The 24396-nt window shown below is 28.9% G+C and carries 33 protein-coding genes; 25 read left to right on the top strand and 8 right to left on the bottom strand.

Annotated features, from left to right (window positions below):
• On the top strand, window positions 1-82 hold an 82-nt coding region (locus CRN98_RS17540; RefSeq protein ID WP_143331309.1), incomplete at its 5' end, for an IS3 family transposase.
• Window positions 83-127: 45 nt separating this feature from the next.
• Here the strand turns inward: CRN98_RS17540 and CRN98_RS16280 are convergent.
• Window positions 128-379 carry an SHOCT domain-containing protein gene (locus tag CRN98_RS16280; protein WP_097028485.1) on the bottom strand — a complete coding sequence of 84 codons (252 nt, stop codon included), beginning with the start codon at window positions 377-379 and terminating at the stop codon, window positions 128-130.
• Between the two features lie 195 nt (window positions 380-574).
• On the opposite strand from CRN98_RS16280, the gene CRN98_RS16275 reads away from it, so the two are divergent.
• Window positions 575-868, top strand: coding sequence for a hypothetical protein (locus tag CRN98_RS16275; RefSeq protein WP_097028484.1), 294 nt, complete (start codon window positions 575-577; stop codon window positions 866-868).
• Between the two features lie 72 nt (window positions 869-940).
• Here the strand turns inward: CRN98_RS16275 and CRN98_RS16270 are convergent, their stop codons facing one another.
• From CRN98_RS16270 to CRN98_RS16250, 5 genes are all read right to left on the bottom strand, one after another.
• A complete protein-coding gene (locus CRN98_RS16270) occupies window positions 941-1099 on the bottom strand; it encodes a DUF1540 domain-containing protein (protein WP_097028483.1) in 159 nt (52 codons plus the stop codon).
• Between the two features lie 79 nt (window positions 1100-1178).
• Window positions 1179-1766 (bottom strand): TlpA disulfide reductase family protein, encoded by a 588-nt coding sequence (locus CRN98_RS16265; protein ID WP_097028482.1) that lies wholly within the window; start codon window positions 1764-1766, stop codon window positions 1179-1181.
• Between the two features lie 18 nt (window positions 1767-1784).
• Window positions 1785-2489 carry a cytochrome c biogenesis CcdA family protein gene (locus tag CRN98_RS16260; RefSeq protein ID WP_097028481.1) on the bottom strand — a complete coding sequence of 235 codons (705 nt, stop codon included), beginning with the start codon at window positions 2487-2489 and terminating at the stop codon, window positions 1785-1787.
• 193 nt (window positions 2490-2682) lie between these two features.
• Window positions 2683-3999: a sensor histidine kinase gene (locus CRN98_RS16255; protein WP_097028480.1), complete on the bottom strand. Its 1317-nt coding sequence runs from the start codon at window positions 3997-3999 to the stop codon at window positions 2683-2685.
• Between the two features lie 2 nt (window positions 4000-4001).
• The gene (locus CRN98_RS16250) at window positions 4002-4673 is read right to left on the bottom strand and encodes a response regulator transcription factor (RefSeq protein ID WP_097028479.1); all 672 of its coding nucleotides are present in this window, start codon (window positions 4671-4673) and stop codon (window positions 4002-4004) included.
• A gap of 237 nt (window positions 4674-4910) precedes the next feature.
• Between CRN98_RS16250 and CRN98_RS16245 the strand changes: the two genes are divergently transcribed.
• The 6 genes from CRN98_RS16245 to CRN98_RS18160 all read left to right on the top strand — a co-directional run bounded on the left by CRN98_RS16245 (window position 4911) and on the right by CRN98_RS18160 (window position 8222).
• Window positions 4911-5426 carry a hypothetical protein gene (locus tag CRN98_RS16245; RefSeq protein WP_097028478.1) on the top strand — a complete coding sequence of 172 codons (516 nt, stop codon included), beginning with the start codon at window positions 4911-4913 and terminating at the stop codon, window positions 5424-5426.
• A gap of 230 nt (window positions 5427-5656) precedes the next feature.
• Complete coding sequence (locus CRN98_RS16240; RefSeq protein WP_097028477.1) at window positions 5657-6307, top strand: 4Fe-4S binding protein; 651 nt, start codon at window positions 5657-5659, stop codon at window positions 6305-6307.
• 182 nt (window positions 6308-6489) lie between these two features.
• The gene (locus tag CRN98_RS16235) at window positions 6490-6801 is read left to right on the top strand and encodes a LapA family protein (RefSeq protein ID WP_097028476.1); all 312 of its coding nucleotides are present in this window, start codon (window positions 6490-6492) and stop codon (window positions 6799-6801) included.
• A gap of 246 nt (window positions 6802-7047) precedes the next feature.
• On the top strand, window positions 7048-7254 hold the full coding sequence (locus CRN98_RS16230) for a heavy-metal-associated domain-containing protein (RefSeq protein ID WP_097028475.1): 207 nt from the start codon (window positions 7048-7050) through the stop codon (window positions 7252-7254).
• A gap of 117 nt (window positions 7255-7371) precedes the next feature.
• Window positions 7372-7812 carry a rhodanese-like domain-containing protein gene (locus CRN98_RS16225; RefSeq protein ID WP_097028474.1) on the top strand — a complete coding sequence of 147 codons (441 nt, stop codon included), beginning with the start codon at window positions 7372-7374 and terminating at the stop codon, window positions 7810-7812.
• A gap of 110 nt (window positions 7813-7922) precedes the next feature.
• Window positions 7923-8222 carry a HesB/IscA family protein gene (locus tag CRN98_RS18160; protein ID WP_341455858.1) on the top strand — a complete coding sequence of 100 codons (300 nt, stop codon included), beginning with the start codon at window positions 7923-7925 and terminating at the stop codon, window positions 8220-8222.
• Window positions 8223-8630: 408 nt separating this feature from the next.
• Here CRN98_RS18160 and CRN98_RS16220 read toward each other — a convergent pair whose 3' ends face one another.
• Complete coding sequence (locus tag CRN98_RS16220) at window positions 8631-9398, bottom strand: endonuclease III domain-containing protein (protein ID WP_097028473.1); 768 nt, start codon at window positions 9396-9398, stop codon at window positions 8631-8633.
• A 501-nt stretch (window positions 9399-9899) separates the two neighbouring features.
• Here CRN98_RS16220 and CRN98_RS16215 point away from each other — a divergent pair.
• Entirely contained in the window at window positions 9900-10136 is a 237-nt protein-coding gene (locus CRN98_RS16215) for a DDE-type integrase/transposase/recombinase (protein ID WP_097028472.1), read from the top strand.
• 50 nt (window positions 10137-10186) lie between these two features.
• Here the strand turns inward: CRN98_RS16215 and CRN98_RS16210 are convergent, their stop codons facing one another.
• Entirely contained in the window at window positions 10187-10753 is a 567-nt protein-coding gene (locus tag CRN98_RS16210; RefSeq protein WP_097028471.1) for a hypothetical protein, read from the bottom strand.
• A 285-nt stretch (window positions 10754-11038) separates the two neighbouring features.
• Here CRN98_RS16210 and CRN98_RS16205 point away from each other — a divergent pair, with 285 nt between their 5' ends.
• The 16 genes from CRN98_RS16205 (at window position 11039) to CRN98_RS16130 (ending at window position 24375) form a co-directional block, all read left to right on the top strand.
• On the top strand, window positions 11039-11668 hold the full coding sequence (locus CRN98_RS16205) for a TetR/AcrR family transcriptional regulator (protein WP_097028470.1): 630 nt from the start codon (window positions 11039-11041) through the stop codon (window positions 11666-11668).
• 15 nt (window positions 11669-11683) lie between these two features.
• Window positions 11684-12070 carry an FMN-binding protein gene (locus CRN98_RS16200; RefSeq protein WP_097028469.1) on the top strand — a complete coding sequence of 129 codons (387 nt, stop codon included), beginning with the start codon at window positions 11684-11686 and terminating at the stop codon, window positions 12068-12070.
• A gap of 21 nt (window positions 12071-12091) precedes the next feature.
• Window positions 12092-12571: a flavodoxin domain-containing protein gene (locus CRN98_RS16195; protein WP_097028468.1), complete on the top strand. Its 480-nt coding sequence runs from the start codon at window positions 12092-12094 to the stop codon at window positions 12569-12571.
• Window positions 12572-12729: 158 nt separating this feature from the next.
• A complete protein-coding gene (locus tag CRN98_RS16190) occupies window positions 12730-14769 on the top strand; it encodes a thioredoxin domain-containing protein (RefSeq protein WP_097028467.1) in 2040 nt (679 codons plus the stop codon).
• A 41-nt stretch (window positions 14770-14810) separates the two neighbouring features.
• On the top strand, window positions 14811-15293 hold the full coding sequence (msrA, locus tag CRN98_RS16185) for a peptide-methionine (S)-S-oxide reductase MsrA (RefSeq protein WP_097028466.1): 483 nt from the start codon (window positions 14811-14813) through the stop codon (window positions 15291-15293).
• Window positions 15294-15386: 93 nt separating this feature from the next.
• A complete protein-coding gene (locus CRN98_RS16180; protein WP_423237109.1) occupies window positions 15387-16682 on the top strand; it encodes an aminotransferase class V-fold PLP-dependent enzyme in 1296 nt (431 codons plus the stop codon).
• 374 nt (window positions 16683-17056) lie between these two features.
• Entirely contained in the window at window positions 17057-17539 is a 483-nt protein-coding gene (locus CRN98_RS16175) for a Na+/H+ antiporter subunit E (RefSeq protein ID WP_097028464.1), read from the top strand.
• Window positions 17532-17795 carry an MrpF/PhaF family protein gene (locus CRN98_RS16170; RefSeq protein ID WP_097028463.1) on the top strand — a complete coding sequence of 88 codons (264 nt, stop codon included), beginning with the start codon at window positions 17532-17534 and terminating at the stop codon, window positions 17793-17795. Before CRN98_RS16175 ends, CRN98_RS16170 begins: the two co-directional genes overlap by 8 nt.
• A gap of 1 nt (window position 17796) precedes the next feature.
• Window positions 17797-18090, top strand: a complete 294-nt coding sequence (gene mnhG / locus CRN98_RS16165; protein ID WP_097028462.1) for a monovalent cation/H(+) antiporter subunit G — start codon at window positions 17797-17799, stop codon at window positions 18088-18090.
• A 16-nt stretch (window positions 18091-18106) separates the two neighbouring features.
• A complete protein-coding gene (locus CRN98_RS16160) occupies window positions 18107-18346 on the top strand; it encodes a hydrogenase subunit MbhD domain-containing protein (protein ID WP_097028461.1) in 240 nt (79 codons plus the stop codon).
• Window positions 18343-18624: a hydrogen gas-evolving membrane-bound hydrogenase subunit E gene (gene mbhE / locus CRN98_RS16155; RefSeq protein WP_097028460.1), complete on the top strand. Its 282-nt coding sequence runs from the start codon at window positions 18343-18345 to the stop codon at window positions 18622-18624. The genes CRN98_RS16160 and mbhE overlap by 4 nt, the downstream gene beginning before the upstream one ends.
• Before the next feature lie 19 nt (window positions 18625-18643).
• Entirely contained in the window at window positions 18644-19063 is a 420-nt protein-coding gene (locus CRN98_RS16150) for an MnhB domain-containing protein (RefSeq protein WP_097028459.1), read from the top strand.
• Between the two features lies 1 nt (window position 19064).
• The gene (locus CRN98_RS16145; RefSeq protein ID WP_097028458.1) at window positions 19065-19427 is read left to right on the top strand and encodes a sodium:proton antiporter; all 363 of its coding nucleotides are present in this window, start codon (window positions 19065-19067) and stop codon (window positions 19425-19427) included.
• A gap of 2 nt (window positions 19428-19429) precedes the next feature.
• Window positions 19430-20902 carry a complex I subunit 5 family protein gene (locus CRN98_RS16140; RefSeq protein ID WP_097028457.1) on the top strand — a complete coding sequence of 491 codons (1473 nt, stop codon included), beginning with the start codon at window positions 19430-19432 and terminating at the stop codon, window positions 20900-20902.
• A gap of 12 nt (window positions 20903-20914) precedes the next feature.
• Window positions 20915-22369 carry a proton-conducting transporter transmembrane domain-containing protein gene (locus CRN98_RS16135; RefSeq protein WP_179632218.1) on the top strand — a complete coding sequence of 485 codons (1455 nt, stop codon included), beginning with the start codon at window positions 20915-20917 and terminating at the stop codon, window positions 22367-22369.
• A gap of 20 nt (window positions 22370-22389) precedes the next feature.
• On the top strand, window positions 22390-24375 hold the full coding sequence (locus CRN98_RS16130; protein WP_097028455.1) for a complex I subunit 5 family protein: 1986 nt from the start codon (window positions 22390-22392) through the stop codon (window positions 24373-24375).
• The last annotated feature ends 21 nt before the right edge of the window (window positions 24376-24396 follow it).

Genomic DNA, 24396 nt, shown 5'->3' with positions numbered 1-24396 from the left:
CTATAACAATTATAGGTATCAGTGGGGACTAAACAAAATGACCCCTGTACAATACAGGGATCATCTCCTTAAAACCGCTTAGTCTTTTTTATTGTGTCCTTGACAAAGGGTACATTTTATTAACTCCCTAGTTCTTTTGTGAAAGGATTGTTCTTCTCTTTAAGTATTCTTCTTCACTAATTTCTCCATTAACAAACTTTTCATCAAGTATTCTTATCACATCACTTGATTTATTGCTATAACTTTTAAAAAGTTTAAAAATAAGTACTATTATACCAATAAATATTATCAGTCTAAATCCCATAGATAAAAGCATCCAGCCAAATCCTATAGTACCGGAAGAACCAATGCCATATCCTCCAAAACCACCACAAAACATATATAAAGTCCTCCTTTAGAATTAATTTTATAGCTTAATTATATAAATCAATTATGGGGGAATTGTGAAGAAATATAATATATTAAAATTTATCAAAATATGGTTTTCTTCATATGTTCTTTATACAAATAACATAAAATGTAATCATAATATAAATGATTTTTAAATTACTAAAAGTATATTGGAGGGGTAATTATGAAATGTCATGGAGATAATGGAGAAAATAAAGGGAATCACAAACATAGTATGTTAAAACATATGCTGCATATGATTCTTTGTTGTGGTTTACCTATAGTTATTATAGGACTTTTACCACTTATAACGAAATTTAGCCCAGGTGCAGCTGGTTTACTTGCAATTATATCACCATTCATATGTCCATTAATGATGGTTGGAATGATGGTAATGATGATGCGTGGTAATAAAAAGGGAAGTTGCTGTGATAATAAGAGTGCTAATAATGATAAATTAAATAAATTTATACAATAATAAAAAAGAGCCTTGGCTTTAGACAAAAGCCAAGACTCTTTTTATGTTTCCAGTTATAGTAGATAGGAATTATTATTGTGCTTCAAAGCTTCCACAATCAGTATGCTCAACTTTATTAGCTTCGCCGTTGTGTTTTGTTACTTGAATTTTATTTAATGCACAGTACTGTCCATCATGACTATGGAACTTGCATTCAGTTACTATACATCCTATACTTTCATTCTTTGGCATAACTATTACCTCCTTTACTCAATGTTCAATATTATTATTAGACATTTTTCAAGTTTTATTCAAAGAAATACTTTTAAATTTATTTTATATTATTTATATAATCTTTCATATCTTTTATAGTAATAGGACCAATATGTTTATCAACAATATTTCCTTCTTTGTCAATAAAAAATGATGTAGGAATTGAAACAATTTGGTATTTACTTGCAACAATATTCTCAGTATCTAATAATACTGGAAAGTTATATTTGTTACTGCTAATGAACTTTTGTACGGTGCCTTTATCTTCGTCTAAGTTTACAGCTAGTATAACTAAATCAGAATCCTTTGTTTGCTGATATAATGCTTCCATTTCAGGCATTTCAGCTTTACAAGGAGAACACCAAGTTGCCCAAAAGTTTAAGAGCACTTTTTTACCTTTATAATCACTTAATGAAACTTCTTTGCCATTTAAGTCCTTTAATTTAAAGTCCATAGCTTTAGTTTTAGATATTTTTAAAGCAGTCTCATTTTTGATATTATTATTTGATTTTTTATCAGAAGAGCTATTTTCGTTAGAAACAATATTATTAGGATTGCTAACTTGAGATTTATTATAATTATATACCGTGTATGATGAACCACCTATAAGAAGTAATAATCCTAATACTATAGCTATTTTTTTCATTGAAATTTCTCCTATCTATTAAAAGTTAATAACATTAAAGTATTGGCTTAATATACTTATTTTATTAGTAAAGATTAAGATTCCCATTAGAAGCATTAGTATTCCGCTTACTATGGAAATAAAATTCAAATATTTTCCTAATCTGCTCATCTTTGATGATAAATTTTCAATTGCCAGTGCTGTTAAAATAAATGGAACAGCAAGACCTAATGAATAAAAAACTAAAAGAGTTATACCTCTGCTTATAGTTTCCATGCTACTTGCATAAACAAGAATAGAAGATAAAATTGGTCCAACGCATGGAGTCCATCCAGCAGCAAAAGCCATACCCATTAAAACAGAACTAAAAGCACCACTGGTATTTTTAAAAGACAAGAATCTTTTTTCTCGATAAAATAACTTAATTTTAAAAATACCTGTAGTATGCAATCCGAAAATAAAAATTAAAATTCCAGATGCCCTTCTAAAAATAGATTGATTCTTTATAAAAGCTTTTCCTATTGAAGTAATTGAAGCTCCCATTATAATAAATATAATAGAAAAACCAATAATGAATCCTATGGATTTATAAAGAACGTATAAATTAGATTTTTTGCTTTTAAAGTCATTTATACTTGTACCTGTTATATAACTTATATAAGCAGGGACAAGAGGCAGCACACAGGGTGAAAGAAAAGACAATAACCCTGCAGAGAAAGCCAGTATCAGAGAGATGTTGTTCATGTCATCACCTTCTTTTCAGTTAATATTTAAGTGTCTAAACTCTAATACTATTTATATATAAAGCATGTTAAGAATATATTTTGCATATTGCGATATTGCAACGTAAAGATATAATAACATGAATTTATTTAAATCATAACATTTTTGGTGTTAAAGTTTTGTAAATAAATATCTGCCAAGTATTATAGTAAAATTATGTTAAAGTACGTATATCTTCTTTGGATATAAGAAAATAAAATTCAGTTCCAAATTCATTAGAACTAGTAACATCATATTCAAAATCATGCATTTTTAGTATTTCTTTACAAATTGCAAGACCTAATCCCATACCACCACTTTGAGAATTCTTATAGTATTTATCCCAGATATCTGCTAATAGATGGCTTTTTATGCCTACACCATAATCCTTTACTGACAGTTTTATATGATTATTTAATTCAGAATTGAAGATTTCAATCTTGCTATATTCATCACTAAATTTGATTGCATTATCAATAAAATTATATAGTACTCTTTGTAGATATTTTTTATCTGCATATATTTCTAATGGTTCAATCGAGCTAATAATTGATATATTTCTTTCAATAGTTATTGGGTTAAAGTAGTTAACGCATTCATCAATGAAATTAGATAAATTAAAAAATTGTTTATCAAGAGAGTATGCACCATCTTGAAGTTTAGAAAGCTGAAGCAAATCTACAACTAAAGTATTTAGTCTATCTACTTCGCTTATTATTTCCTTTGAGTATTTTTCTAAATTTTCTTCGTTTACTAATCCATCGTTTATAGCCTCGCTGTAGCTTCTAATTACACTTAAAGGAGTTTTGAAATCATGAGATACATTAGCTACGAAATCCCTTTGCAGTTGATACTTCTTTTTTAAGTCAATAGCCATTTGGTTAAGGCTTTTAGATAAAGTCTCGATTTCATCATTAGTTTTAACATTACAGTCTACATCAAAATTACCTTTAGATATTGAAGAAGCAACCTTTTCCAATTTTAATATAGGTTTTGTAAATTTTTTGCCTACATAGGATATTAACGGTATGGATAGTAGTACAGAAAATATAAATATAAAAAATAAAACAATATAAACTATCTTTAAATAATCTGAGGAATACTTATTATTTTGAAAAACTATGATATCTCCTATATCAGTTTGTAATTTATAATATAGAAATTCAGTGTTCATACCATTTTTAAATATTCCCTTTGTTTTAAAGTTATTGCCATTTACAGAACGCAAAAATGGCATCATACCCATTTTACCTTGAGTTAAAGGAATAATATTATTATCTTGAATAAGTATTGCAGTAATACTTGTAGTATTAATTGACTCATTACTTTTTAAGGAGTTATATATATCCTTAGCTGAAGCTTGCAAGCTATCATATTGCTGTTTAAGATAAAATTTAGATAAAAAGATACTGCTAACTATAAGACATATTGCAATAATTAAAGCAATTATAGATATAAAATATTTCATAAGTTTACGTGCTATTCTATCCATAGTTATTCTCCTGAAACTACTAACTTATAGCCTACACCCCATACTGTTATAAGGTGTTCTTCACAAAATTTTAGTTTTTCTCTAAGCTTTTTAATATGAGTATCAATTGTTCGTGAGTCACCTATAAAATCATATCCCCATACTGAACTTAATAACTGCTCTCTACTAAATACCTGACCTGTATTTTTGCTTAAAAATAACAAAAGATCAAACTCCTTAGGGGTTAGATTTACTAGTTGATTATCTTGTAATACTTCATGACTTTCTTCTAATATTGTTAAATTATCAAATTTTAAAGATTTATTTTTAGTTATCCTACTGTTTATTCTTAGTTTTACACGAAGAACTAATTCTTTCATGCTAATTGGCTTAACCATATAATCGTCAGCACCAAGTTCTAGACCAAAGATCCTATCATCTTCTTCACCTCTTGCAGTTGTTAATATAACGGGAGTATTACCTAAGACTTTAATTTTTCTAAGCAAAGCCCAGCCGTCTTTCCCTGGAAGCATAATATCAAGGATTACTAAATCAAAGGTATCACAATTAATTATATCTTCTGCTGATTTTCCATCTGAAACGCAAGTTACATCGTAATGTTCTTTTCTTAAATATAATGTCATCACTTCTGAAAGTTTAGTTTCATCTTCTACTATAAGTATTTTATTTGACATGTTATCCCCCTATAGTTTTCTAGTGCCATGTAATTTAATCATCTTATAATAATATAATTATAATTATAATTTATACATTTGGCTAATCGGTGTTGTAAATGTGATAGATTTGTGAAATTTTATTATTAAACTTTTGCAATCTTATCACATTTACAACACTATTTAGACAAAAAGATTCGTTATTATAAAGCTATACCACAGAGGTGGTAATCAAAATTAGAATTGGAGGAATAGAAAATGAAAAAAAGAAATGTTATAGCTGCTTTAGTACTTACTATATCTATAGGAGTGGGAGCAACAGCGTATGCTGCTTCAAATGATGCTGCAGTTACACCAGGACAAAGATTATGTCTTGGGAGAATAACTTCTATGAGAGGATATGATTATATATCTAATATCCTTAAAAACAAGTTAGGGTTAACGGATACTGATATAACAAATGCAAGAGAATCAGGAAAAACACTTTATGATTTAGCAACTGAGAAAGGAATGACTCAAGATGAGTTAAAGAGTTTATTACTTGAAGAAAAAACTAAGTCAATAGATGAGGCTGTAAAGAAAGGGACAATTACCAAAGAAGAAGGAGAAACATTAAAATTAAATTTAAATGCAAACATACAGAACTGTACCGGAAATTTTGGTGAAAAACAAGGAGTAGGCCAGGGGAAAGGAGGAGGTCAAGGCCGTGGAATGATGGGAAACGGACAGGGAAGAGGTTGTATAGCAGTGCCTAGTAATGAAGTTGTTAAGTAACATTTAAAAATAGGATGGCTAAAATTTAGCCATCCTATTTTTTATAAAATAACTTTTAAAGAATTAGTCATAATTAAGATAAATCTATATATTATGATATAACGATGTAAGTGTATATTTTTATTTATATAATAATATAAAAAATAAATATAAGCTTGACAGATTAATAAAAATCTATATAATATTTCTTAGATACCCTACAGGGGTATAAAAGCATTGGAGGGATAGGGATGAGAAAGTTATTTGAACTATGGAAGAAGTATTCATACATGCTTATGATCATATTTATTATTATAAGTTTATTTGATTTTAGGATAGGAATAGCAGCTATTGTGTGCATGATTGCTCCTATTATCGTCTCAGTTTTTAGGGGAAGATTTTGGTGTGGGAATTTATGCCCAAGAGGAAATTTCTATGATAACATTATGTCAAGATTTAGTAAAAAAAAAGCTGTTCCAAAATTTATAAAGTCAACTTATTTTAGGGTATTTGTAGTTATATTTACGTTTACCATGTTTGGTTTAGGTATTAAAAATAATTGGGGGAACCCAGCTGGAATTGGTATGGTGTTTTATAGAATCATAGTAATTACTACTTTAATTGGAATGATGTTATCATTTTTTTATAGTAATAGATCTTGGTGCCATTTCTGTCCTATGGGAAGCATAGCAGCATTAATCTCTTACTTCAAAAAAGATAAAAAGATATTAGAAGTATCTAACACTTGCGTAAGTTGTAAGATTTGCGAAAAAAAGTGTCCTATGGAAATAACTCCTTATGATTATAAAGGTGATGTTTTAAGTCATCCTGATTGTATTCAATGTGCTAAATGTGTAATAGCTTGCCCCAAAACATCTATTGGATATAACAAGTTAAGGTAAATAAAATAAAAAAACGCCTAATGGGATTTATCTTCCATTAGGCAATTTTTTTAGTCAAAATTTGATGGAATTTTAAAATTTGTATCAATATATTGGAAATAACAGAGGTTAATGTTATAATATACATATCAATATATAATTAAGAGAGATACTTAATTTATTTGTGATAGGTGGTTATTTGTATGGATTGGCGATTTATTTTATCTCTTATATTTGCTCTTGTAGTAGCAATTTTTGCTTTGCAAAATGCAGAAACTGTAAACATAAGCTTTTTATTAATGGATTTATCAATATCACAGGCTCTTGTTATATTTATATCAGCAATTTTTGGTGCAGCTACTGTAATGATGCTTAGCATTATCAGGTGGATTAAACTTAAATCTAAAATCAAAAGTTCATTAAAAACAATAACATTGTTGGAAGAGGAAAATAAGAAGTTAAAGCTAAAACTTGAAGAAACAATGCCTGGAAAACTGGAAACTATCGATAATTAAGATTTATTATAATTAAATTTAGCGTATGAAATGGTAATAAAGTGGCTGTCTCAAAGTAGATTTTTGAGACAGCCACTTTATTTTATGAATAATAAAAGGTGGATAACAAGAGATATTTAACTTAGTAAAGAATAAACGTAGGTATTGCATAATGGAAAAAAATATAGTATATTATTGTTGTACCCCCCGAGGGTATGTGGCGAAGAATTGTAGAAGCTTTGGTTGATAATGGAAGGAGATTTTAAAATGTCAAAGAAGATATTAATTGAAGGAATGAGCTGTGGTCATTGTGTTATGCATGCAACTAATGCATTGACTGAATTAGGATTATCAAACGTAAAGGTTGACTTAAGTTCAAAAACAGCAGTGGCAGAAGGCAATGCATCAGATGAAGATATTAAGGCTGCTATTGAAGATGCAGGATATGAAGTGGTTAAAATAGAAAATGTTTAGATTCTAATCTTAAATTAGAATAGAAATAGCAGGTTGTTTAAGTGAAAAACTTTCAAATAGTCTGCTATTTTCCATTCTTATAATTTGCTGATTTAATTAAATAAAGGAGAATTACTAATGAGTAAAAGATTAAAGTCTGTAAATATCATCTATTTAATATCTGCTATTCTTTTAATAGGATTAATTTCAGGATGCAGCAGTAAGAATTCTAAAGCTACAAAAGAGAGTTCAACTTCATCAGAAAAAGCTAGCTTCAATAATATAACTCCAGAAGAAGCTAACAAGAGGCTGGAGAGTGAAAAAGGGATTATACTTTTAGATGTAAGAACAAAGGAAGAATATGAATCTGGACATATAAAGGGTTCTATGTTAATTCCTGTGGATAATTTGAAGGCGGAGGCAGAGAATAAGCTTAAAGATAAAGACTCACCCATATTTGTATATTGTAGGAGTGGAAATAGAAGTGTTACTGCTGCTAACATCTTGGTCAATCTAGGATATAAAAATGTTCATAATTTAGGAGGAATAAATAATTGGCCATATGAAGTTGTAAGATAACAATAAATATATGCTGATAAATTATAGCTATTAAAAGGTGGACTACAATTTAACAAATAGATTACAGATACATTTTTAAGAATGTCTAATATAGAAGGAGGTAAAATAAAATGGTAAAAGTAACTGAAATGGCTGCAGAGCAACTTAAGAAGACTATTTCAAAGAAGAAAAATCCTGAAAAAGTTATGCTAAGAATTTCATTTGGAGGGTATGGCTGAGGAGGCCCAAGACTTAAATTAACTCTGGATGAGTTAAAGAATCAAGATGATGTTGTTATAGATTCACAGGGAATTACAGTTGTATATAGTCACGATATAGAAGAATATGTACAAAATTCTGTTATTGATTATTCAAAAAACTGGTTCGCACGTGGCTTAGTTATTAGAGGAGCTAAAACCTCTAGTTGTTAGTATTTAACAATAATAGACTATAGTGAAAATTTAAATCAACCCTAGAACTTGGTATACAATATATCCTGTAAAAACAGAAACTTTAATCCATGAGACAATATATAATAAAATATAAGAAGGAAATAATAAAAAGAACTGCCATTTAACAGTTCTTTTTATTTCAATCTAGAAGTACAGTAGGTGGAGCTGAATTAGCAAAAGGTGCATTAGTTGAAATTGAATTAGTAGCAATTATCTAATATGTAAAATAAGGATGGCGTTAAGAAATCGCCATCCTTATTAAATTTCTTATAAATATTCTGTAGCGTTAGACAATTTTTTAGGTGAAAGTATATCAAACTAATTATAGGGGAGGTGGTGCTATGAATCTAAATGGAAAGCCCATAGAATGCCGAATTTTCTCTGAATCTATTTAATATCCTCTCCAAGTGATATTTTTTTTTCACAATAATATTCAATAGGACATTGTTCACAAAGAGGGTTTGTAGGTCTGCATATATCTCTCCCTATTGCCCAAAATGATGTGGTAAGTCGACCTGGAAACTCACTGTATATCATTTTGGCTGCTGATGTAACATCTTCCAATGTATCATTTTTGCAAAATCCTGCTCTCAAGCAAATTCTTCTAACGTGAATATCATAAGCAATATTAATATTTTCTTTATCATTTATTTTAATATCCAAATCTCTAACAAGTAATAAACATCCTAATGCTGCTTTTTTATGACTTATACCTTTAAATTCTTCAAGACGTTTTGTTATTTCTAAAGCTGATAAACTCTCATTCCAAATGTTATATGCTGATCCTTGATATTTATTTATTATTAGCTCACATGCACTATATAGATACTTTGCCATGTTAGCTGGATATCTATGTAAAGATGGTTTTTCTTTAATATATTTTTCTAACATCGCCACATCCAATTCAGATACAATTCTATTTAGATCAAAATGCCCCAATCGCCTTTTTAGTCTGAATGGAAGGGACCACGCTGTTTCCGCTTTGACTGATTGGTCTGAAATTAATCCAAAAATAAATGCGTTCATATCATTAGATATTAATTCCCTCTCTGCATCACCTATTAAATCACCTTTTAGTATATTGTAATCATTTTTGATTTGGTTTTCGTAATCAAAGATTTTACTTATTAATCCATCCAAATCTCTTTTATCCATGTTTCCTTCAACCTCCAGACATTCTTATGTCGTAATTGCCCATTTATTATTATTCATATATTTCGGAACTTCTGCTTCAGCCCAATCGACAATAATTATGTTATTTGGATTTTTATATTTGTACCAGTAGAATAATTCAGCGCATGAGAAATAATCCAAATATTCAATTTCATTTTCAATATTTTAAAATTCGTAAACCACATAAGTTTTTCGCTCTTATTTAATATGGTTAATCTGTCTAATAGATATACATCTTTAAAATTTTTACAACACCAACTTCATTTCAATCTAACAAACCAATAAAAAATGTAATCAGATGAGTGGCGCAAGGGCAGCTTTTTTAGGTCTAGGCGATTAGTATAAAACAATAGACAATGAAAATTGAAACTAATTCAATGAGTGATTTAGTTGTCAACATAGGCAGAAATAATAATCATTAAGTTAATACAATATGGCGTTTAATAGTACAGAAAACTATATACAGAGGAATTTAAAAATACAATAATAAAAACTATCAAAGATGGATGGTGTTATTTAGCATCAGTTTTGGATCTGTATAGTAAGAAAATAATAGGCTTCGCCATGTCTAAGTCAATGGATACCACATTAGCCTTACAGGCAATAAAAAATGCTGTGAAGCTCCAGGAGCCAACAAACAAACTTATACTACATAGTGACTTAGATCGCCAATATACAAGCTCCGCTTTTAAAGATAACAGATTTAAAATAAAGATATAAATAATAAATGGGCTGTAGCACTGAGAGTGCAACAGCCTCTTCCTTATATTTTATTTTATGATTTTAAAGTTATTTTTGATATCACATGATTCAAACATCTTATCGAATATCTTGCCTAATTTTGATTGTGCGTCATATGGGTTAGATTGTGGTGTTGAAACTAAATATACTAAATCATTCTTTTCACCCAAATAATCTCCAATAGGTGGTTCCTGCTCTTTATTTTTATCCATTTTAGCCCAATCATCTTTAGTAACTACATAAAATGTTACCAGTGTTTGCATATCTTCGGATTTTATTTTTTCATCTTTAGGTGCACACAGAAATGCTACTTCAAATTTTGTATTATTTTCTTTGTTATTGGTTTTTTCTGCAATTTTGAAGTTATCTATCCATGTACTTGGTAATGTATATTGGAAAGAATAATCTTTATTTATGTATACATTATTTTGTAAGTTGTTTTTTGGCAGAGTATCTGTAGTGCTTTTTTTATTTGATGCCTCTGCTTCTGCAACTTGCTGATTTGTATTTGCTGCAGAAGTATCTTTACTTCCACATCCAGTTGCTAAAGTTACTATACAAAATATTGATAAAAGCAAAGCAGTGAAATTTTTCATAATATCATTCTCCTTTTGATTAGTTTTAGTCTTTCAAATATGAATATAGTCATTTTGATTTTGTTTACTTGTTTATAATGACCTTATAAGATTAGTATAACTTATTTCGAGGCATATTTAATTACAAATTAGTTACAGTTTAACAAAATTAATATAAGCAAGAAGAACCTGGATACTTCTGTTACATAAAAGATTTTTGTCTTGACAACACTTATGCTAAGTGGTATATTCTCATTGAACAGTGTTTAATTATTAATCAATGTTCAATGAAAAAGGAGCGACATAATGACTATAGAAAAAAGAAGAGAACGAGAAATAGAAGAAATGAGGGAACTTATCCTTTTAGCAGCAAGTGATATCATAGCTTCAGAGGGATTTGATAAGCTGTCAATTAGAAAAATTGCTAAAAAAATTGAATACTCTCCATCTATTATTTATCATTATTTTAAAGATAAAGAAGAAATATTAAACAATGTAATGCAAAGAGGCTATAAAAAAATAGTATCAGCAGTATCTTCTGTAAAGATGGAAAATAACTCTCCTGAAGAAAGATTAATACAAATGACTAAAAATTATATAAAAGCAGCACTAAATATGCCAGATGAATTTATGGCAGCTCAATTAAATCAATCAAAATCAGCGTTAAAACATACCTCCTCATTATTTAAAGGGGCTTCAAAAGAAAAACCAGCTTTGTCTGTGCTATACCAATGCCTACAAGGAATATATAAGGATAAAGATATAGATGGAAATACAATAGAATTAACTGCTCAAATGATTGTAGTATCAACTTTAGGACTTATTTTTAAGCTCATAATAGAAAAAGACATTGGTGATGAGCAAAGAGAAAGATTGATTAACTTTTATTCAAAGGAAATAGTATTAAGAATAGCTAATAGTAATACATTCAATTAGGATGGAGGAGAGAAATTGAAGCCCATATTAAAAATATTAATTTCAATAATATTTATATTTATATTGGTTTGTGCAAGCGGAATATTTTATCTCTCTCGAGGACTTAAACAAGGAAGTGAAATTAAAGCAAACGGAATAAGAATATCCGATTTAAATGATGGGATATATAATGGAAAATATAATGCTGGAAGATGGTCAAACAAACTCAATGTTACAGTAAAGGAACATAAAATTACAAAAATTAATATAGTAGATGATGTTACTTTTGTAAAGCCTGGTGTAAGTGATGAGTTATTCAGTAAAGTTATAGAAGCACAGAATACTAAAGTAGATGCAGTATCACAAGCTACAGTTACATCTAAAGCATATCTTAAGTCAATAGAAAATGCATTAAATGATTAAAATAAAATGTGAGGTAACTAAATGAGTACTTTGATAGTTTATGCAAGCAAATATGGATGTACAGAAAAATGTGCAGAATTGTTGTCTAAAGAGCTTATTGGCAAAGTAGACATAATTAATTTAAAGAAAGTAAGCGATATTGATATTTCAAAATATGAAAAGATTATTATCGGTGGATCAATATATTTTGGCAAAATGCAAAAGGAAGTAACAAAATTCTGTTCAAAGAATTTAGATAAATTAAAAGAAAAACGAATAGGATTATTTATTTGTGGAATGCAAGAAGGAGAAACGATCAATACTGAATTCAATCAAAACTTTAATCCTGAGCTCATTAAGATTACAGATGCAAAGGAGCACTTTGGGGGAGAATTTATCTTTGATAAAATGAACTTTATGGAAAAAATCATAGTAAAGAAGGTATCAAAGGTAACGTCAAATAAATCCAATATATTGGAGAATAATATATATAAATTTGCTAAAGTGATGAATACTATTTAATGTATTTGTAGGATTTTAAATAAAGTATATACAAGAGTAGATGATGAAATAAAAAATGCAATAATATTCAAGTAAAACAAAGGATACTACTGAAATAAAAAGTAGTATCTTTTATTTTGGGTATAATAAACTAAAAGATATAGAAAGAAGGTGATAGTATGACCAACTCAAACAGAGTACCCAATAGATTAATTAATGAAAAATCCCCATATTTACTACAGCATGCTCATAATCCTGTAGATTGGTATCCATGGGGTGAGGAAGCATTTAAAAAGGCTAAAAAGGAAGATAAGCCAATATTCTTAAGTATAGGATACAGCACATGTCATTGGTGTCATGTAATGGAGAGAGAAAGCTTTGAAGATGAAGAAGTAGCAGATTTTTTAAATTCAAATTTCATATCTATTAAAGTTGATAGGGAAGAAAGAGCTGATATAGATAGTATATATATGAGCTTTTGTCAAGCATATACAGGAAGTGGTGGATGGCCACTGACCATAATAATGACCCCTGATAAAAAACCGTTTTTTGCAGGTACTTATTTCCCTAAACAGGGAAGAGGAAAATTTGTAGGACTTTTAGAAATTTTAAATTCCGTTATATCAATATGGCATGAAGAAAGGCAAAACATAGATGAGCTTACAAAGAAGATGGAAAGTGACGTAAAGACGTATATACTAGCTCATGAAAGTGGTGATATAAATTCCAATATTGTACAGAAGACCTTTGAAGAATTTAAGATAAGATATGAAAAAGATTACGGGGGATTTAGCAGAGCACCTAAGTTTCCAACACCACATAATTTATTGCTTTTGTTAAGATATTATTACACTACTAAAAATAAAGAAGCTCTTGAGATGGTAGAACATACATTAATATCTATGTACAAAGGAGGAGTATTTGATCATATAGGCTTTGGATTTTCTAGATATTCTACAGACAAATACTGGCTAGTGCCTCACTTTGAAAAGATGCTGTATGATAATGCAATGTTATCTTATGTGTATGTAGAAGCTTATAGAGCTACAGGAAAAGAATTATATAAGGAAATAGCAGATAAAATATATACATATGTTTTAAGAGATATGACAGATCCTTTGGGAGGATTTTATTCCGCTGAAGATGCAGATTCTGAAGGTGTAGAGGGGAAATTCTATGTATGGACTATAGATGAAATAACAAACTTACTTGGAAAGGAAAATGGAGAAAAGTTTTGTAAGTTATATGATATTACTTCAAAAGGAAACTTTGAAGGGAAGAATATATTAAATTTGATATCTAAAAACTTAGAAGATTTAAAAGTTATAGATGACGAAACAGAGCAGAGTAGAAATATATTATTTAAAGAAAGAGAAAAAAGAATTCATCCATATAAGGATGATAAGATATTAACTTCATGGAATGGACTTATGATAGCATCCTTAGCTTATGCTGGCAGAATATTTGAAAATGATGAGTATTTAAATGCTGCTAAAAGGTGTGTCGAATTTATAAGAAATAATTTAATAAATGATAAAGAAAGAGTACTTGGAAGATTTAGAGATGGAGAAGCTGCTAACTTAGGACTTTTAGATGATTATGCATATTATACCTGGGGACTAATCGAGCTATATGAAAGTACTCTTGAAGTAAAGTATTTAAAAGAGGCTATAAAATTAAATGGAGACACTTTGAAGTTGTTTTTGGATAAAGAACATGGAGGATTTTATTTATATGGCGAGGATGCAGAAGAACTTATATTAAGGCCTAAGGATATCTATGATGGAGCATTACCTTCAGGAAACTCTGTAGCTGTGTTTAATATGATTAAGCTTTCAAATATTTTAGAAGATAATGATATGTTAGAAAATGTAAGGAATCAATTTAGCACCTTTGGAGAAACAATAAATCAAAATCCATCATACTATAGTCATCTTATAGATGCATGGCAATATGCAAGTACCTCCTATAAAAATATAATTTTAGTTGGAGAAAAACAGGATGAATTATTACTTGAAATGATAAAGGAGGTAAATAACACATATCTTCCTTATAGTCAAGTAATTATAAATGATAAAGAAGATGATATAGATCAAATTATTCCATCATTAAAATATAAAGAAGGTTTAAATAAAAAAGTTACAGCCTACGTATGCGAAAATTATACTTGCAAAGAACCTGTAATAGATTTACAATCTTTTAAAAAGAACATTGAGTAAATTTTGTTAGGGAATAACTAAATAAAAAGGAGTGACGTATTATGAAGGAGATTATTTTTGCAGGAGGATGTTTTTGGGGTATAGAAGCATATATGTCTAAACACAATGGAGTTATAGAAACTAGAGTTGGATATGCCAATGGGATGAAGCCAAATCCATGCTATGAAGATGTATGTACAGGAGCTACAGGTCATGCAGAAGCTTGTTACATTAAATATGATGAAAACAAAATAACTTTAGAGGAATTATTAAATAAGTTTTGGAATATAATAGATCCTACTATATTGGATAGACAAGGGAATGACATTGGAAATCAGTATAGAACAGGTATATATTATAAAGATTCTGAAGATTTAGATTTAATAGTAAAAACAAAGAATGAGCAGCAAGAAAAGTATGATGAGTCAATAATTACAGAAATAGAGCCGCTTAAGGTTTTTCATGATGCAGAAGAATATCACCAAAAGTATCTAGAAAAAAATCCAAATGGGTATTGCCATATACCATTAGATAAAATGAAATAAATTTAACAAAGTATAAATTATCCTAAATTAATAGGCAATATAAAATCATCTCCCATATTATATATAAGGAACAAAATATAGGAGATGATTTTTATGCATTATAGAGACCTTATAGTTGGAAAAGATACTTTGGTAAAAACAGCTAGAGGGAAAGTTGTTAAATATGTAAATTTTGATAATGCAGCTACAACACCAGCTTTTATAAAAGTTGCTAATGATATAAATAAGTTTTTACCTTATTATTCCTCCGTTCACAGAGGAATGGGAATGAAGTCACAACTAACAACAAAAGCTTATGAAAGAGGAAGAGAGCTAGTAGCAGAATTCTTAAATTTTAGCTTAGATGAATATGACGTCATATTTGTAAAAAATACTACAGAGGCTTTAAATAAATTGTCAAATATGCTATTACAAAAATATAGTGATAAAATAATACTTTCCACATTTATGGAGCACCATTCTAATGATCTTCCTTGGAGAAAATTTAATATAGATTATGTAAGGGTTGATAGTAAAGGAATGTTGCTACTTGAAGATCTTGAAGAAAAACTCAAAAGTTATAATGGGAAAGTAGGTATAGTAGCTGTTACAGGAGCTTCTAATGTAACTGGGTATAAAAACCCTGTACGCAAAATTGCAAAACTTGTTCATAGCTATGGAGCAAAGTTACTTGTAGATGGTGCACAGCTTATACCACATTGTCCTTTTGATATTAACGGAATAGCGAAAGATGAATCTATAGATTTTACAGCTTTTTCAGCACACAAAATGTATGCTCCTTTTGGTACAGGAGTGCTTATAGTTAAAAAGAATGAATTCAAAGATATTGAACCGGATTATAAGGGCGGGGGAACTGTAGCTATGGTTACTCATGACTTTGTAAAATGGAGTGATACTCCAGAAAAAGATGAGGCAGGAAGTCCTAATGTTTTAGGAGTGGTTGCATTATCTTCATCTATAGAAATGCTTAGAAGCCTTGGAATGAAAAATATAGAGAACTATGAAAAAGATCTTCAAATGTATATTTGTAAAAAAATATCAAAACTTCCTGATATAAAAATGTATTCCGAATATTGTTCTAATTCTGTATCGATTATTACTTTCAATATAGAGGGAATGTATCATGAAACTGTATCAAAGGCATTATCCTATGAATATGGAATAGGTGTTAGGAGTGGGTGCTTTTGTGCTCATCCTTATGTACAAGAACTTTTAAAGGTGCCAAAAGAAGAGATTATGGAAAATATAAACAATAAAGCTTGGAGAAAGCCAGGAATGGTAAGGGTAAGTTTTGCACTTTATAATACCTTTAATGAAATTGATTATTTTATATATGCTCTTAAAAATATATTGAATAGAAAAGAGTATTTTATAAATAAATATGATTAATCTTAAATTTTAGTGTTACTTATACGAAGTAACACTTTTTTTAATTAATCCGGATTTTAAAAAAATAGAAATGTTAATTAAAAATTTTAATTTTTAAAAGATTAGAAATAAATGAAAATTATATTAATAAACTGTGAATTATCTGTAAAAAGAATAGCTTGCAGTTTTTTTTATTTACACAATATTAATAAAAATGTAATAAACACAAATAAATTATGTGAAATTTCAATGAAAAATCAATAATTGGTAGTATATTCTTTATATTTTGTAAATTTAAAAATATGAATAAATAGTAAAAAACATAGACGAATATACACAAAATTTGATAAGATATAATAAATGGAGGAAATAATACTAGAAGGGAGGAAGTTATAATGAAATATGGATTATTTGTTATTTACGTGTTGTTTTGGCTGATTTTAGCTGAAAACTTCAATATAGAAAGCCTTGCAATAGGAGTTTTAATATGCTTAGGTGTGTTTATATTTAACAAAGATCTATTGACTAAGCATAAAAAAAGTAAGTATTTATTAATGGCAAAGGTAAAATATGCAGCTTTATATATTTGGATTTTAATTAAAGAAATATTTAAATCAAATTTTCATGTAGCAAAAATAGTGTTAAGTCCTAAGTTAAATATTTCACCAACAATAGTAACTATTACTACTAATCTAAAAAGTGATCTTGATAAAACAATTCTTGCTAATTCCATAACACTTACTCCTGGAACACTAACACTGGATATGACTGGAGATAAATTAATCATACATTGTCTAGAAAAAGAATCTATAAAGGATTTGCAAAATTCTAGTTTTGAAAACATTCTTTTAAAGAAAGAGGAATTAAATAATGACTAAAATTTTAACTTTTGCAATTTTGTTTTTATCTGTAACTATTATGGGATGCATGTATAGAGCAATTAAGGGGCCAAGTGCTGCAGATAGACTAGTAGCCATCAATGTAATTGGTACTAAAACTATAATACTAATACTTATGATATCGTTTTTACTTAAAGAAACTTATTTCATAGATGTAGCTTTAGTATATGCGTTGATAAGCTTTATTGCTTCGGTAGTAATAGCAAATTACATTGAAAAATCAGGAGGAAAATAAAATGTTAGCAAACATAATAGGAAGTATATTTTTATTTGGTGGCTTATTTTTCTTTTTAGTAGGAACTATAGGAATTTTAAGATTCCCAGATGTTCTAACAAGGGTGCATAGTGCAGCCAAATGTGATACTTTAGGGGCGTTTCTTTGCTTAATAGGGCTAATAATTTTTAATGGATTTAATATACTATCACTAAAGTTATTATTAGTGCTAGTATTTATATGGGTAACGAATCCAACAGCCACTCATTTGATAGGTAAGGCTGAGTATTTTAAAAATAAATTACTTAATAAATAGGACGGAGTGAATTAAAATGAAGATATTTAGCATAATAATGCTTGTATTTTTAATATTTTCCGCTATTACTGTATCTGCTATGAAAAGTTTACTTGGAGCAATTATAGTTTTTACAGTTTATAGTTTGATTATGGCTATATTATGGCAACAATTAAATGCTCCAGATGTAGCTATCACTGAAGCAGCAGTGGGAGCTGGTATTACAACTGTTTTATTCATATTAACTTTAAAAAGAATAAGAGGGATAAAGAAATGAAAAAACTACTAGCTGTTTTAATCACTTTGGGTTTAACTATAATATTGTTAACAGGCGTAAAAGATTTACCACAGTTTGGTATAGAAGATACTCCTATGAATAATAATGTATCAAAATATTATATAGAAAACGCTACAAAAGAAACGGGAGCTACTAATATAATTACAGGAATTATATTAGATTATAGGGCGTTTGATACTTTTGTAGAGGCAAGTGTACTTTTTACATCTGCAATTACAGTTATAATAGTGCTTAAAAATGAAAGAGCTAAGCAGTAATTTGAAGGGATAGATAAATATGAATGATAAAATATTAGAGGAAATTGTCGGAATTCTAACACCTTTAATTCAAATCTTTGGAATGTATGTTATTTTTCATGGACATCTAAGTCCAGGGGGTGGCTTTGCTGGGGGAACCATAATAGGTGTAAGTCTTATTCTTTATAGAATGGTATACGGAAAAGAATTTGCACAAAATAAGCTAAGATTTTCCACATTGCTATATTTTCTAACCATAGGAATATTTATATATGGAACTATGAAGGGGTATAGCTTCATATCAGGTGGAAGCCACCTTAACTTACCTGGGCCACCGTTGGGAAATCCAGGAGATATATTAAGTGGAGGATTCTTATTACCACTTAATATAATAGTTGGAACTGTAGTTGCAATAACTATATACTTTTTTTATAGCTTATTCGAAGAAGGTGAAATTTAAAATGGAGAGGCTTTTAACTAATTATTATGAAACAGCATCTATTATATTATTTGGAATAGGTTTTGCAACGCTTTTGTTGCATAATAACTTAATAAAGAAAATAATAGGATTAAATATAATGGATACTTCAATTTTTTTGTTTTTTATAGCTAAGGGCTATATGGAAGGAAAGGATGCTCCTATAATAGTAAATGGATTTAAAGGAGTTAATGGATATATAAATCCTATTCCTACCTCGCTTATGCTTACAGGCATAGTTGTAGCAGTAAGTACAACAGCTTTTGCATTAGCACTTACTATAAAAATGCATGAAAAGTATGGGACTATAGAGTTAAATGAGATATTAGAAAAGGGGGCTGAATAGTTTTGACAATAATTCAAAGTTTTCCTTTGATGGGTATTTTAATGTTATTTTTAATAGCATTTTCTATACCACTGCTCAAAAACAATAGTACGGTTAAATTTTTAAGTATTATTTCCTTTGTAACATGTCTAATATTATTCTCAATTTCATTAATACACACCATAAACAATGGAAGTTATTTTTATAGAATAGGACATTTTAATGCACCTTTTGGTATTGAGTTTAAAATAGGGAATATAGAATGTATTATATCAGTGTTATTTGCATTTGTTGCACTGATGGTAACCTGGTATTCCTGCTATAGCATAGAACATGATATAGACGAAAATAAAGTTCCACTGTATTATCTTTTGGTAAATATTCTTATAGCCTCTCTTCTAGGAATAGTCTTTTCTAATGACATGTTTAATGCATACGTATTTATAGAAATAGGAAACTTAGCTTCTTGTGGAATAGTAATAGTCAAAGATAAAAAGGAAAATATAAAGGCAGGATTTAAATATCTTATTATGAGTTGTCTTGGTTCGGGTCTCGTGCTTTTGGGAATTGCATACTTATATTCAATTACAGGACAACTTAATATCACATATATACATGAGGAGTTAGCAAAAAACTATGCTAATTATCCTCAAGCTATACGTATAATACTAGGATTATTTACCGTAGGATTAGGAGTTAAAAGTGCCATGTTTCCACTTCATACATGGCTTCCTGATGCACATTCTAATGCCCCAACATCTTCAAGTGCAATACTATCTTCATTAGTGTTAAAAGCTTATGTAATATTTTTATTTAAGATATTATACAGAGTAATGGGGAAAGATATAATAGTAAACTTTTCCATACTTAATATAATATTAGTTCTTGGATGTTTAGGCATGATAATGGGATCTATATTTGCAATATTTCAGAAAAATTTAAAAAGAGTTATTGCTTATTCAAGTGTAGCTCAAATGGGATATATATTTTTCTCCATAGGATTAGGTACAGAATTGGGATTTATAATGAGTATATTTCATATAATAGGTCATGCTGTGACAAAATCTGCATTATTTTTGTGCGCAGGAGCAATTATAGAAAAAACAGGCCAAAAGGAATTACCTAATCTAAAGGGTATAGGTAAGGAAATGCCGTATACATTGGGCCTATTCTTTATAGCGTCCTTATCAATGCTTGGAATACCTATGTTGCCTGGCTTCGTAAGTAAGTGGTATTTAGCACTTGGAAGTATAGAAGCAAATAAGTTAATGCTTATAGGCGTAATACTTATAAGTAGTCTTTTAAATGCTATATATTACTTGCCAATTGCTATAAATGGATTTTTTGGAGAGGAAAATTTAAAGGGTAAAATATATAGAAGTAAAGATAAGTCTATAAAAGAATTAATGCCTATTGTAATACTTATTATAGCTATGTTATATGTTGGAATAGCTTCTGAAGGAATAATTAACTTGATTAAGATAGGATTAGTATAGGAGGAAATGAATTTGAATAATATAAATATTTTACTTCCAATCATTTTCCCCTTGTTAGCTTCTATTATCATAGCAGCATTTGGGTTTAGTGAAAAAAAAAGGAATATATTTGCATGCTCTGTTGTAGTAATAAATCTAATTTTTGTAATATATATAGCAAAGGAATTAGGAGAAGTTAGTCTGCATATTTTTAAGATTAATGAATTCTTAGATATATATTTTAAGATAGATAAATTAAGTATATTTTTTTCACTATTAGTATCAACACTATGGGTATTTACAACTGTATATGCTATGGAGTATATGAAGCATGAGGGAAAGGAAAAAAGATTCTTCGCATATTTTATTGCCACACTAGGAATAACCCTAGGTATAGCCTTTGCGGGTAATCTAATTACACTTTATTTCTTTTATGAATTTTTAACTCTAGCAACATTTCCATTAGTAATACATTCAGGAACTAAAGGAGCACTAGAAAGTGGTAAAAAGTATTTAATATATTCCTTTGGTGGAGCAACTTTAGCACTACTGGGAATGATTATTTTATTTAGCTTTACAAGTAGTCTTACATTTATTCCAGGTGGAATTATAGGGGGAAACTTATCAGAAAATAAACAGTATTATTTTATATGTTATATAGTTATGTTTATGGGTTTTGGAGTAAAAGCTGCACTAGTGCCATTTCACTCATGGCTCCCAAAGGCAATGGTAGCTCCAACTCCTGTAAGTTCATTGCTTCATGCAGTAGCAGTAGTTAAGTCGGGAGTATTTGCATTAACTAGAGTTACTTATTATGTATTTGGAGCAGATGTTGTAAGAGCTACAGGAGCTAACAGATATTTAATTGTATTTGTAATAATTTCAATACTTATGGGTTCGTTCCTTGCATTGCATCAAGAAAACTTAAAAAAGAGATTAGCATATTCAACAATAAGTCAGTTAGGGTATATTTTACTTGGAATACTTCTTTTAAATAAGAATTCTTTTATAGGAGCAATGATGCATTTATTAAATCATGCAGTAATAAAAATAACTTTATTCTTTTGTGTAGGAGCAATAATGTATACCACAGGTAAAACAGAAATAAGTCAAATAAAAGGAATAGGAAAAGCAATGCCTATAACTATGTGGTGTTTTACAATATCAGCTATTTCACTTATAGGTATACCTCCAACTAATGGATTTGTAAGTAAGTGGTGGTTAGCTCTAGGAGGGCTTTCAGAAGATAAGGCATATTTTCCTGTTATACTTTTAGTAAGTGCACTCCTTACAGCTATGTATCTTATACCAGTTGTAACTGTTGCATTTTTTAGAAAAGAAGAAAGTATAGTTACAGTAAGAAAGGAAGCTCCTTTGAAAATGTTAATTCCAATAATGGCTATAACTATTATTACAGCATTCTTAGGGCTTTTTCCTAACCCAATAATAGACTTCTTGACAAATATGGCTCTTGAAGTTATGAATTAAATTTAAGCGAGGTGAATTATTTGAATCCAAAAATAGTACTGCTTTATATAATACTTATACCATTTATAGGGTCGTTTGTTGGATTCATTATTGGTAGAAAAGAAGAAAAGTGGAGAGATGTATTTAACATTATAATGACTGGTTTCAATTTTTTACTAATAACATTCCTATACAAAAATGTTATGAATGGGAAAATAGAGTTTTCTATACCTAATATAATGGGTACAGGACTTCATTTAAAACTAGATATGTTTAGATATATATTTGTATGGTTAACTGCTTTGATTTGGTTTTTAGTAACCATATATTCTACACAATATCTTATAAGTTATAAGAATAGAAATAGATATTATTTATTTTTTATGCTTACTTATTGGAGTACGCTAGGAATATTTATATCAGAAAATTTTTTAAATTTATTTACTTTCTTTGAAATAATGTCTTTAACCTCTTATCCTTTAATTATTCATGATGAAGATAAATATTCGCATGAAGCAGGGGAAACGTATATAATAATGGCGGTAACAGGTGGACTTGTTCTTTTAATGGGACTATTTTTACTTTATAATTATACTCAAACTTTAGATATATATGAATTGAGATATCTTTTAAAAGATATGGGAAATATAAAGTATGTTATTACTGGGCTTATAATATTTGGATTTGGTATAAAAGCAGGAATGATGCCTTTACACATATGGCTTCCTAAAGCTCATCCAGCAGCACCAGCTCCAGCTAGTGCTATATTATCTGGAGTATTACTTAAAACGGGAATATTTGGTATTTTAATAACTTCAGAAATAATAGTTCCAGGAGATATATATGTATCATTAGCATTACTTATTTTAGGATTTCTAACTATGTTTGTAGGCGGATTTTTGGCAATGTTTCAAAGAAATATAAAGAGAATACTTGCCTATAGCAGTATGAGTCAAATGGGATATATTATAGTTGGTATAGGTCTTATAGGAATGTTACAAGAGCATAAAGCTATGGCTTTATATGCAACGCTTTATCATATTATAAATCATATGATATTCAAGGTATTACTATTTATGGGTGCTGGTATAATATATATGACATTACATGAACTAAGTATAAATGGCATAGGAGGCTTTGGAAGAAATAAAAAGATTTTAAAAATAGCATTTTTTATAGGACTTTGTGGAATAATTGGTATGCCAGGATTCAATGGGTTTATTAGCAAAAATATGCTGCATCATGCATTAGTAGAAGCAGTTAATTTATATGGCGGATTTTGGCTACATTTTGGAGAGGTAATATTTACAATAAGTAGTGCATTTACTACAGCATATCTTTTGAAATTATTTATAGCAGTGTTTGTTGAAAAAAGCAATCATGATATAGATAATGTAAAAATAAAAGTAACAGGAAGAGCGTTAGCGCCTATGGCCGTACTAGCGGTTATAACAGTATTTATAGGTATTTATCCACAATTTATAATGAATATACTTGATAAAGCTGTAGAAACTTTTAATATTTATCATAAAATAGACGTTCATTTTTATACTGTTGAAAATATAAAATCATCTTTTATTTCAATAGGATTGGGAGTTTTAATATACGTATTTTTCATAAGAAAGGTATTAAAAAAGGGAAGTGGAGAAAAATGGTGGTATGAAAATACAGTTCTTAATTGGTTTAGTTTGGAAAAGAATGTATATATACCATTATTTAAAGTTGTATTTAAGGTAAGTTCTGTTGTTTTAAAGATATGTGATGAAGGATTATTAAAAATTATTGAGTTAATTAGAAATGCACTGCGTGGCTTAGGGAAAATGCCATTAGAATATAATGGGAATGCAAGAGACATATTCATAGAAAAAATAAATCCTATAAATTATATAAATAAATCTAAAGTTACTTCTAACACGAATTTAAATGAGGAAATGGGAAAAGCAAGTTATAAAATGAATAGTATAACTTATTCTATATATATATTTGGTGTAGTTCTTCTTATATGTTTAGTAATACTTATATATTAATAATAAGGGGCTGTCTCAAAA

This window comes from Clostridium peptidivorans (genome assembly GCF_900205925.1).
GTDB classification, from domain to species: Bacteria; Bacillota; Clostridia; order Clostridiales; family Clostridiaceae; genus Clostridium_AK; species Clostridium_AK peptidivorans.
This window is presented reverse-complemented; position numbering and strand designations above follow the sequence as displayed.

Coding starts and splice junctions, on each gene's coding strand:
- CRN98_RS16280 (WP_097028485.1), bottom strand. CDS start 379: ATGTTTTGTGGTGGTTTTGGAGGATATGGCATTGGTTCTTCCGGTACT.
- CRN98_RS16275 (WP_097028484.1), top strand. CDS start 575: ATGAAATGTCATGGAGATAATGGAGAAAATAAAGGGAATCACAAACAT.
- CRN98_RS16270 (WP_097028483.1), bottom strand. CDS start 1,099: ATGCCAAAGAATGAAAGTATAGGATGTATAGTAACTGAATGCAAGTTC.
- CRN98_RS16265 (WP_097028482.1), bottom strand. CDS start 1,766: ATGAAAAAAATAGCTATAGTATTAGGATTATTACTTCTTATAGGTGGT.
- CRN98_RS16260 (WP_097028481.1), bottom strand. CDS start 2,489: ATGAACAACATCTCTCTGATACTGGCTTTCTCTGCAGGGTTATTGTCT.
- CRN98_RS16255 (WP_097028480.1), bottom strand. CDS start 3,999: ATGGATAGAATAGCACGTAAACTTATGAAATATTTTATATCTATAATT.
- CRN98_RS16250 (WP_097028479.1), bottom strand. CDS start 4,673: ATGTCAAATAAAATACTTATAGTAGAAGATGAAACTAAACTTTCAGAA.
- CRN98_RS16245 (WP_097028478.1), top strand. CDS start 4,911: ATGAAAAAAAGAAATGTTATAGCTGCTTTAGTACTTACTATATCTATA.
- CRN98_RS16240 (WP_097028477.1), top strand. CDS start 5,657: ATGAGAAAGTTATTTGAACTATGGAAGAAGTATTCATACATGCTTATG.
- CRN98_RS16235 (WP_097028476.1), top strand. CDS start 6,490: ATGGATTGGCGATTTATTTTATCTCTTATATTTGCTCTTGTAGTAGCA.
- CRN98_RS16230 (WP_097028475.1), top strand. CDS start 7,048: ATGTCAAAGAAGATATTAATTGAAGGAATGAGCTGTGGTCATTGTGTT.
- CRN98_RS16225 (WP_097028474.1), top strand. CDS start 7,372: ATGAGTAAAAGATTAAAGTCTGTAAATATCATCTATTTAATATCTGCT.
- CRN98_RS16220 (WP_097028473.1), bottom strand. CDS start 9,398: ATGGATAAAAGAGATTTGGATGGATTAATAAGTAAAATCTTTGATTAC.
- CRN98_RS16210 (WP_097028471.1), bottom strand. CDS start 10,753: ATGAAAAATTTCACTGCTTTGCTTTTATCAATATTTTGTATAGTAACT.
- CRN98_RS16205 (WP_097028470.1), top strand. CDS start 11,039: ATGACTATAGAAAAAAGAAGAGAACGAGAAATAGAAGAAATGAGGGAA.
- CRN98_RS16195 (WP_097028468.1), top strand. CDS start 12,092: ATGAGTACTTTGATAGTTTATGCAAGCAAATATGGATGTACAGAAAAA.
- CRN98_RS16190 (WP_097028467.1), top strand. CDS start 12,730: ATGACCAACTCAAACAGAGTACCCAATAGATTAATTAATGAAAAATCC.
- msrA (WP_097028466.1), top strand. CDS start 14,811: ATGAAGGAGATTATTTTTGCAGGAGGATGTTTTTGGGGTATAGAAGCA.
- CRN98_RS16180 (WP_423237109.1), top strand. CDS start 15,387: ATGCATTATAGAGACCTTATAGTTGGAAAAGATACTTTGGTAAAAACA.
- CRN98_RS16175 (WP_097028464.1), top strand. CDS start 17,057: ATGAAATATGGATTATTTGTTATTTACGTGTTGTTTTGGCTGATTTTA.
- CRN98_RS16170 (WP_097028463.1), top strand. CDS start 17,532: ATGACTAAAATTTTAACTTTTGCAATTTTGTTTTTATCTGTAACTATT.
- mnhG (WP_097028462.1), top strand. CDS start 17,797: ATGTTAGCAAACATAATAGGAAGTATATTTTTATTTGGTGGCTTATTT.
- CRN98_RS16160 (WP_097028461.1), top strand. CDS start 18,107: ATGAAGATATTTAGCATAATAATGCTTGTATTTTTAATATTTTCCGCT.
- mbhE (WP_097028460.1), top strand. CDS start 18,343: ATGAAAAAACTACTAGCTGTTTTAATCACTTTGGGTTTAACTATAATA.
- CRN98_RS16150 (WP_097028459.1), top strand. CDS start 18,644: ATGAATGATAAAATATTAGAGGAAATTGTCGGAATTCTAACACCTTTA.
- CRN98_RS16145 (WP_097028458.1), top strand. CDS start 19,065: ATGGAGAGGCTTTTAACTAATTATTATGAAACAGCATCTATTATATTA.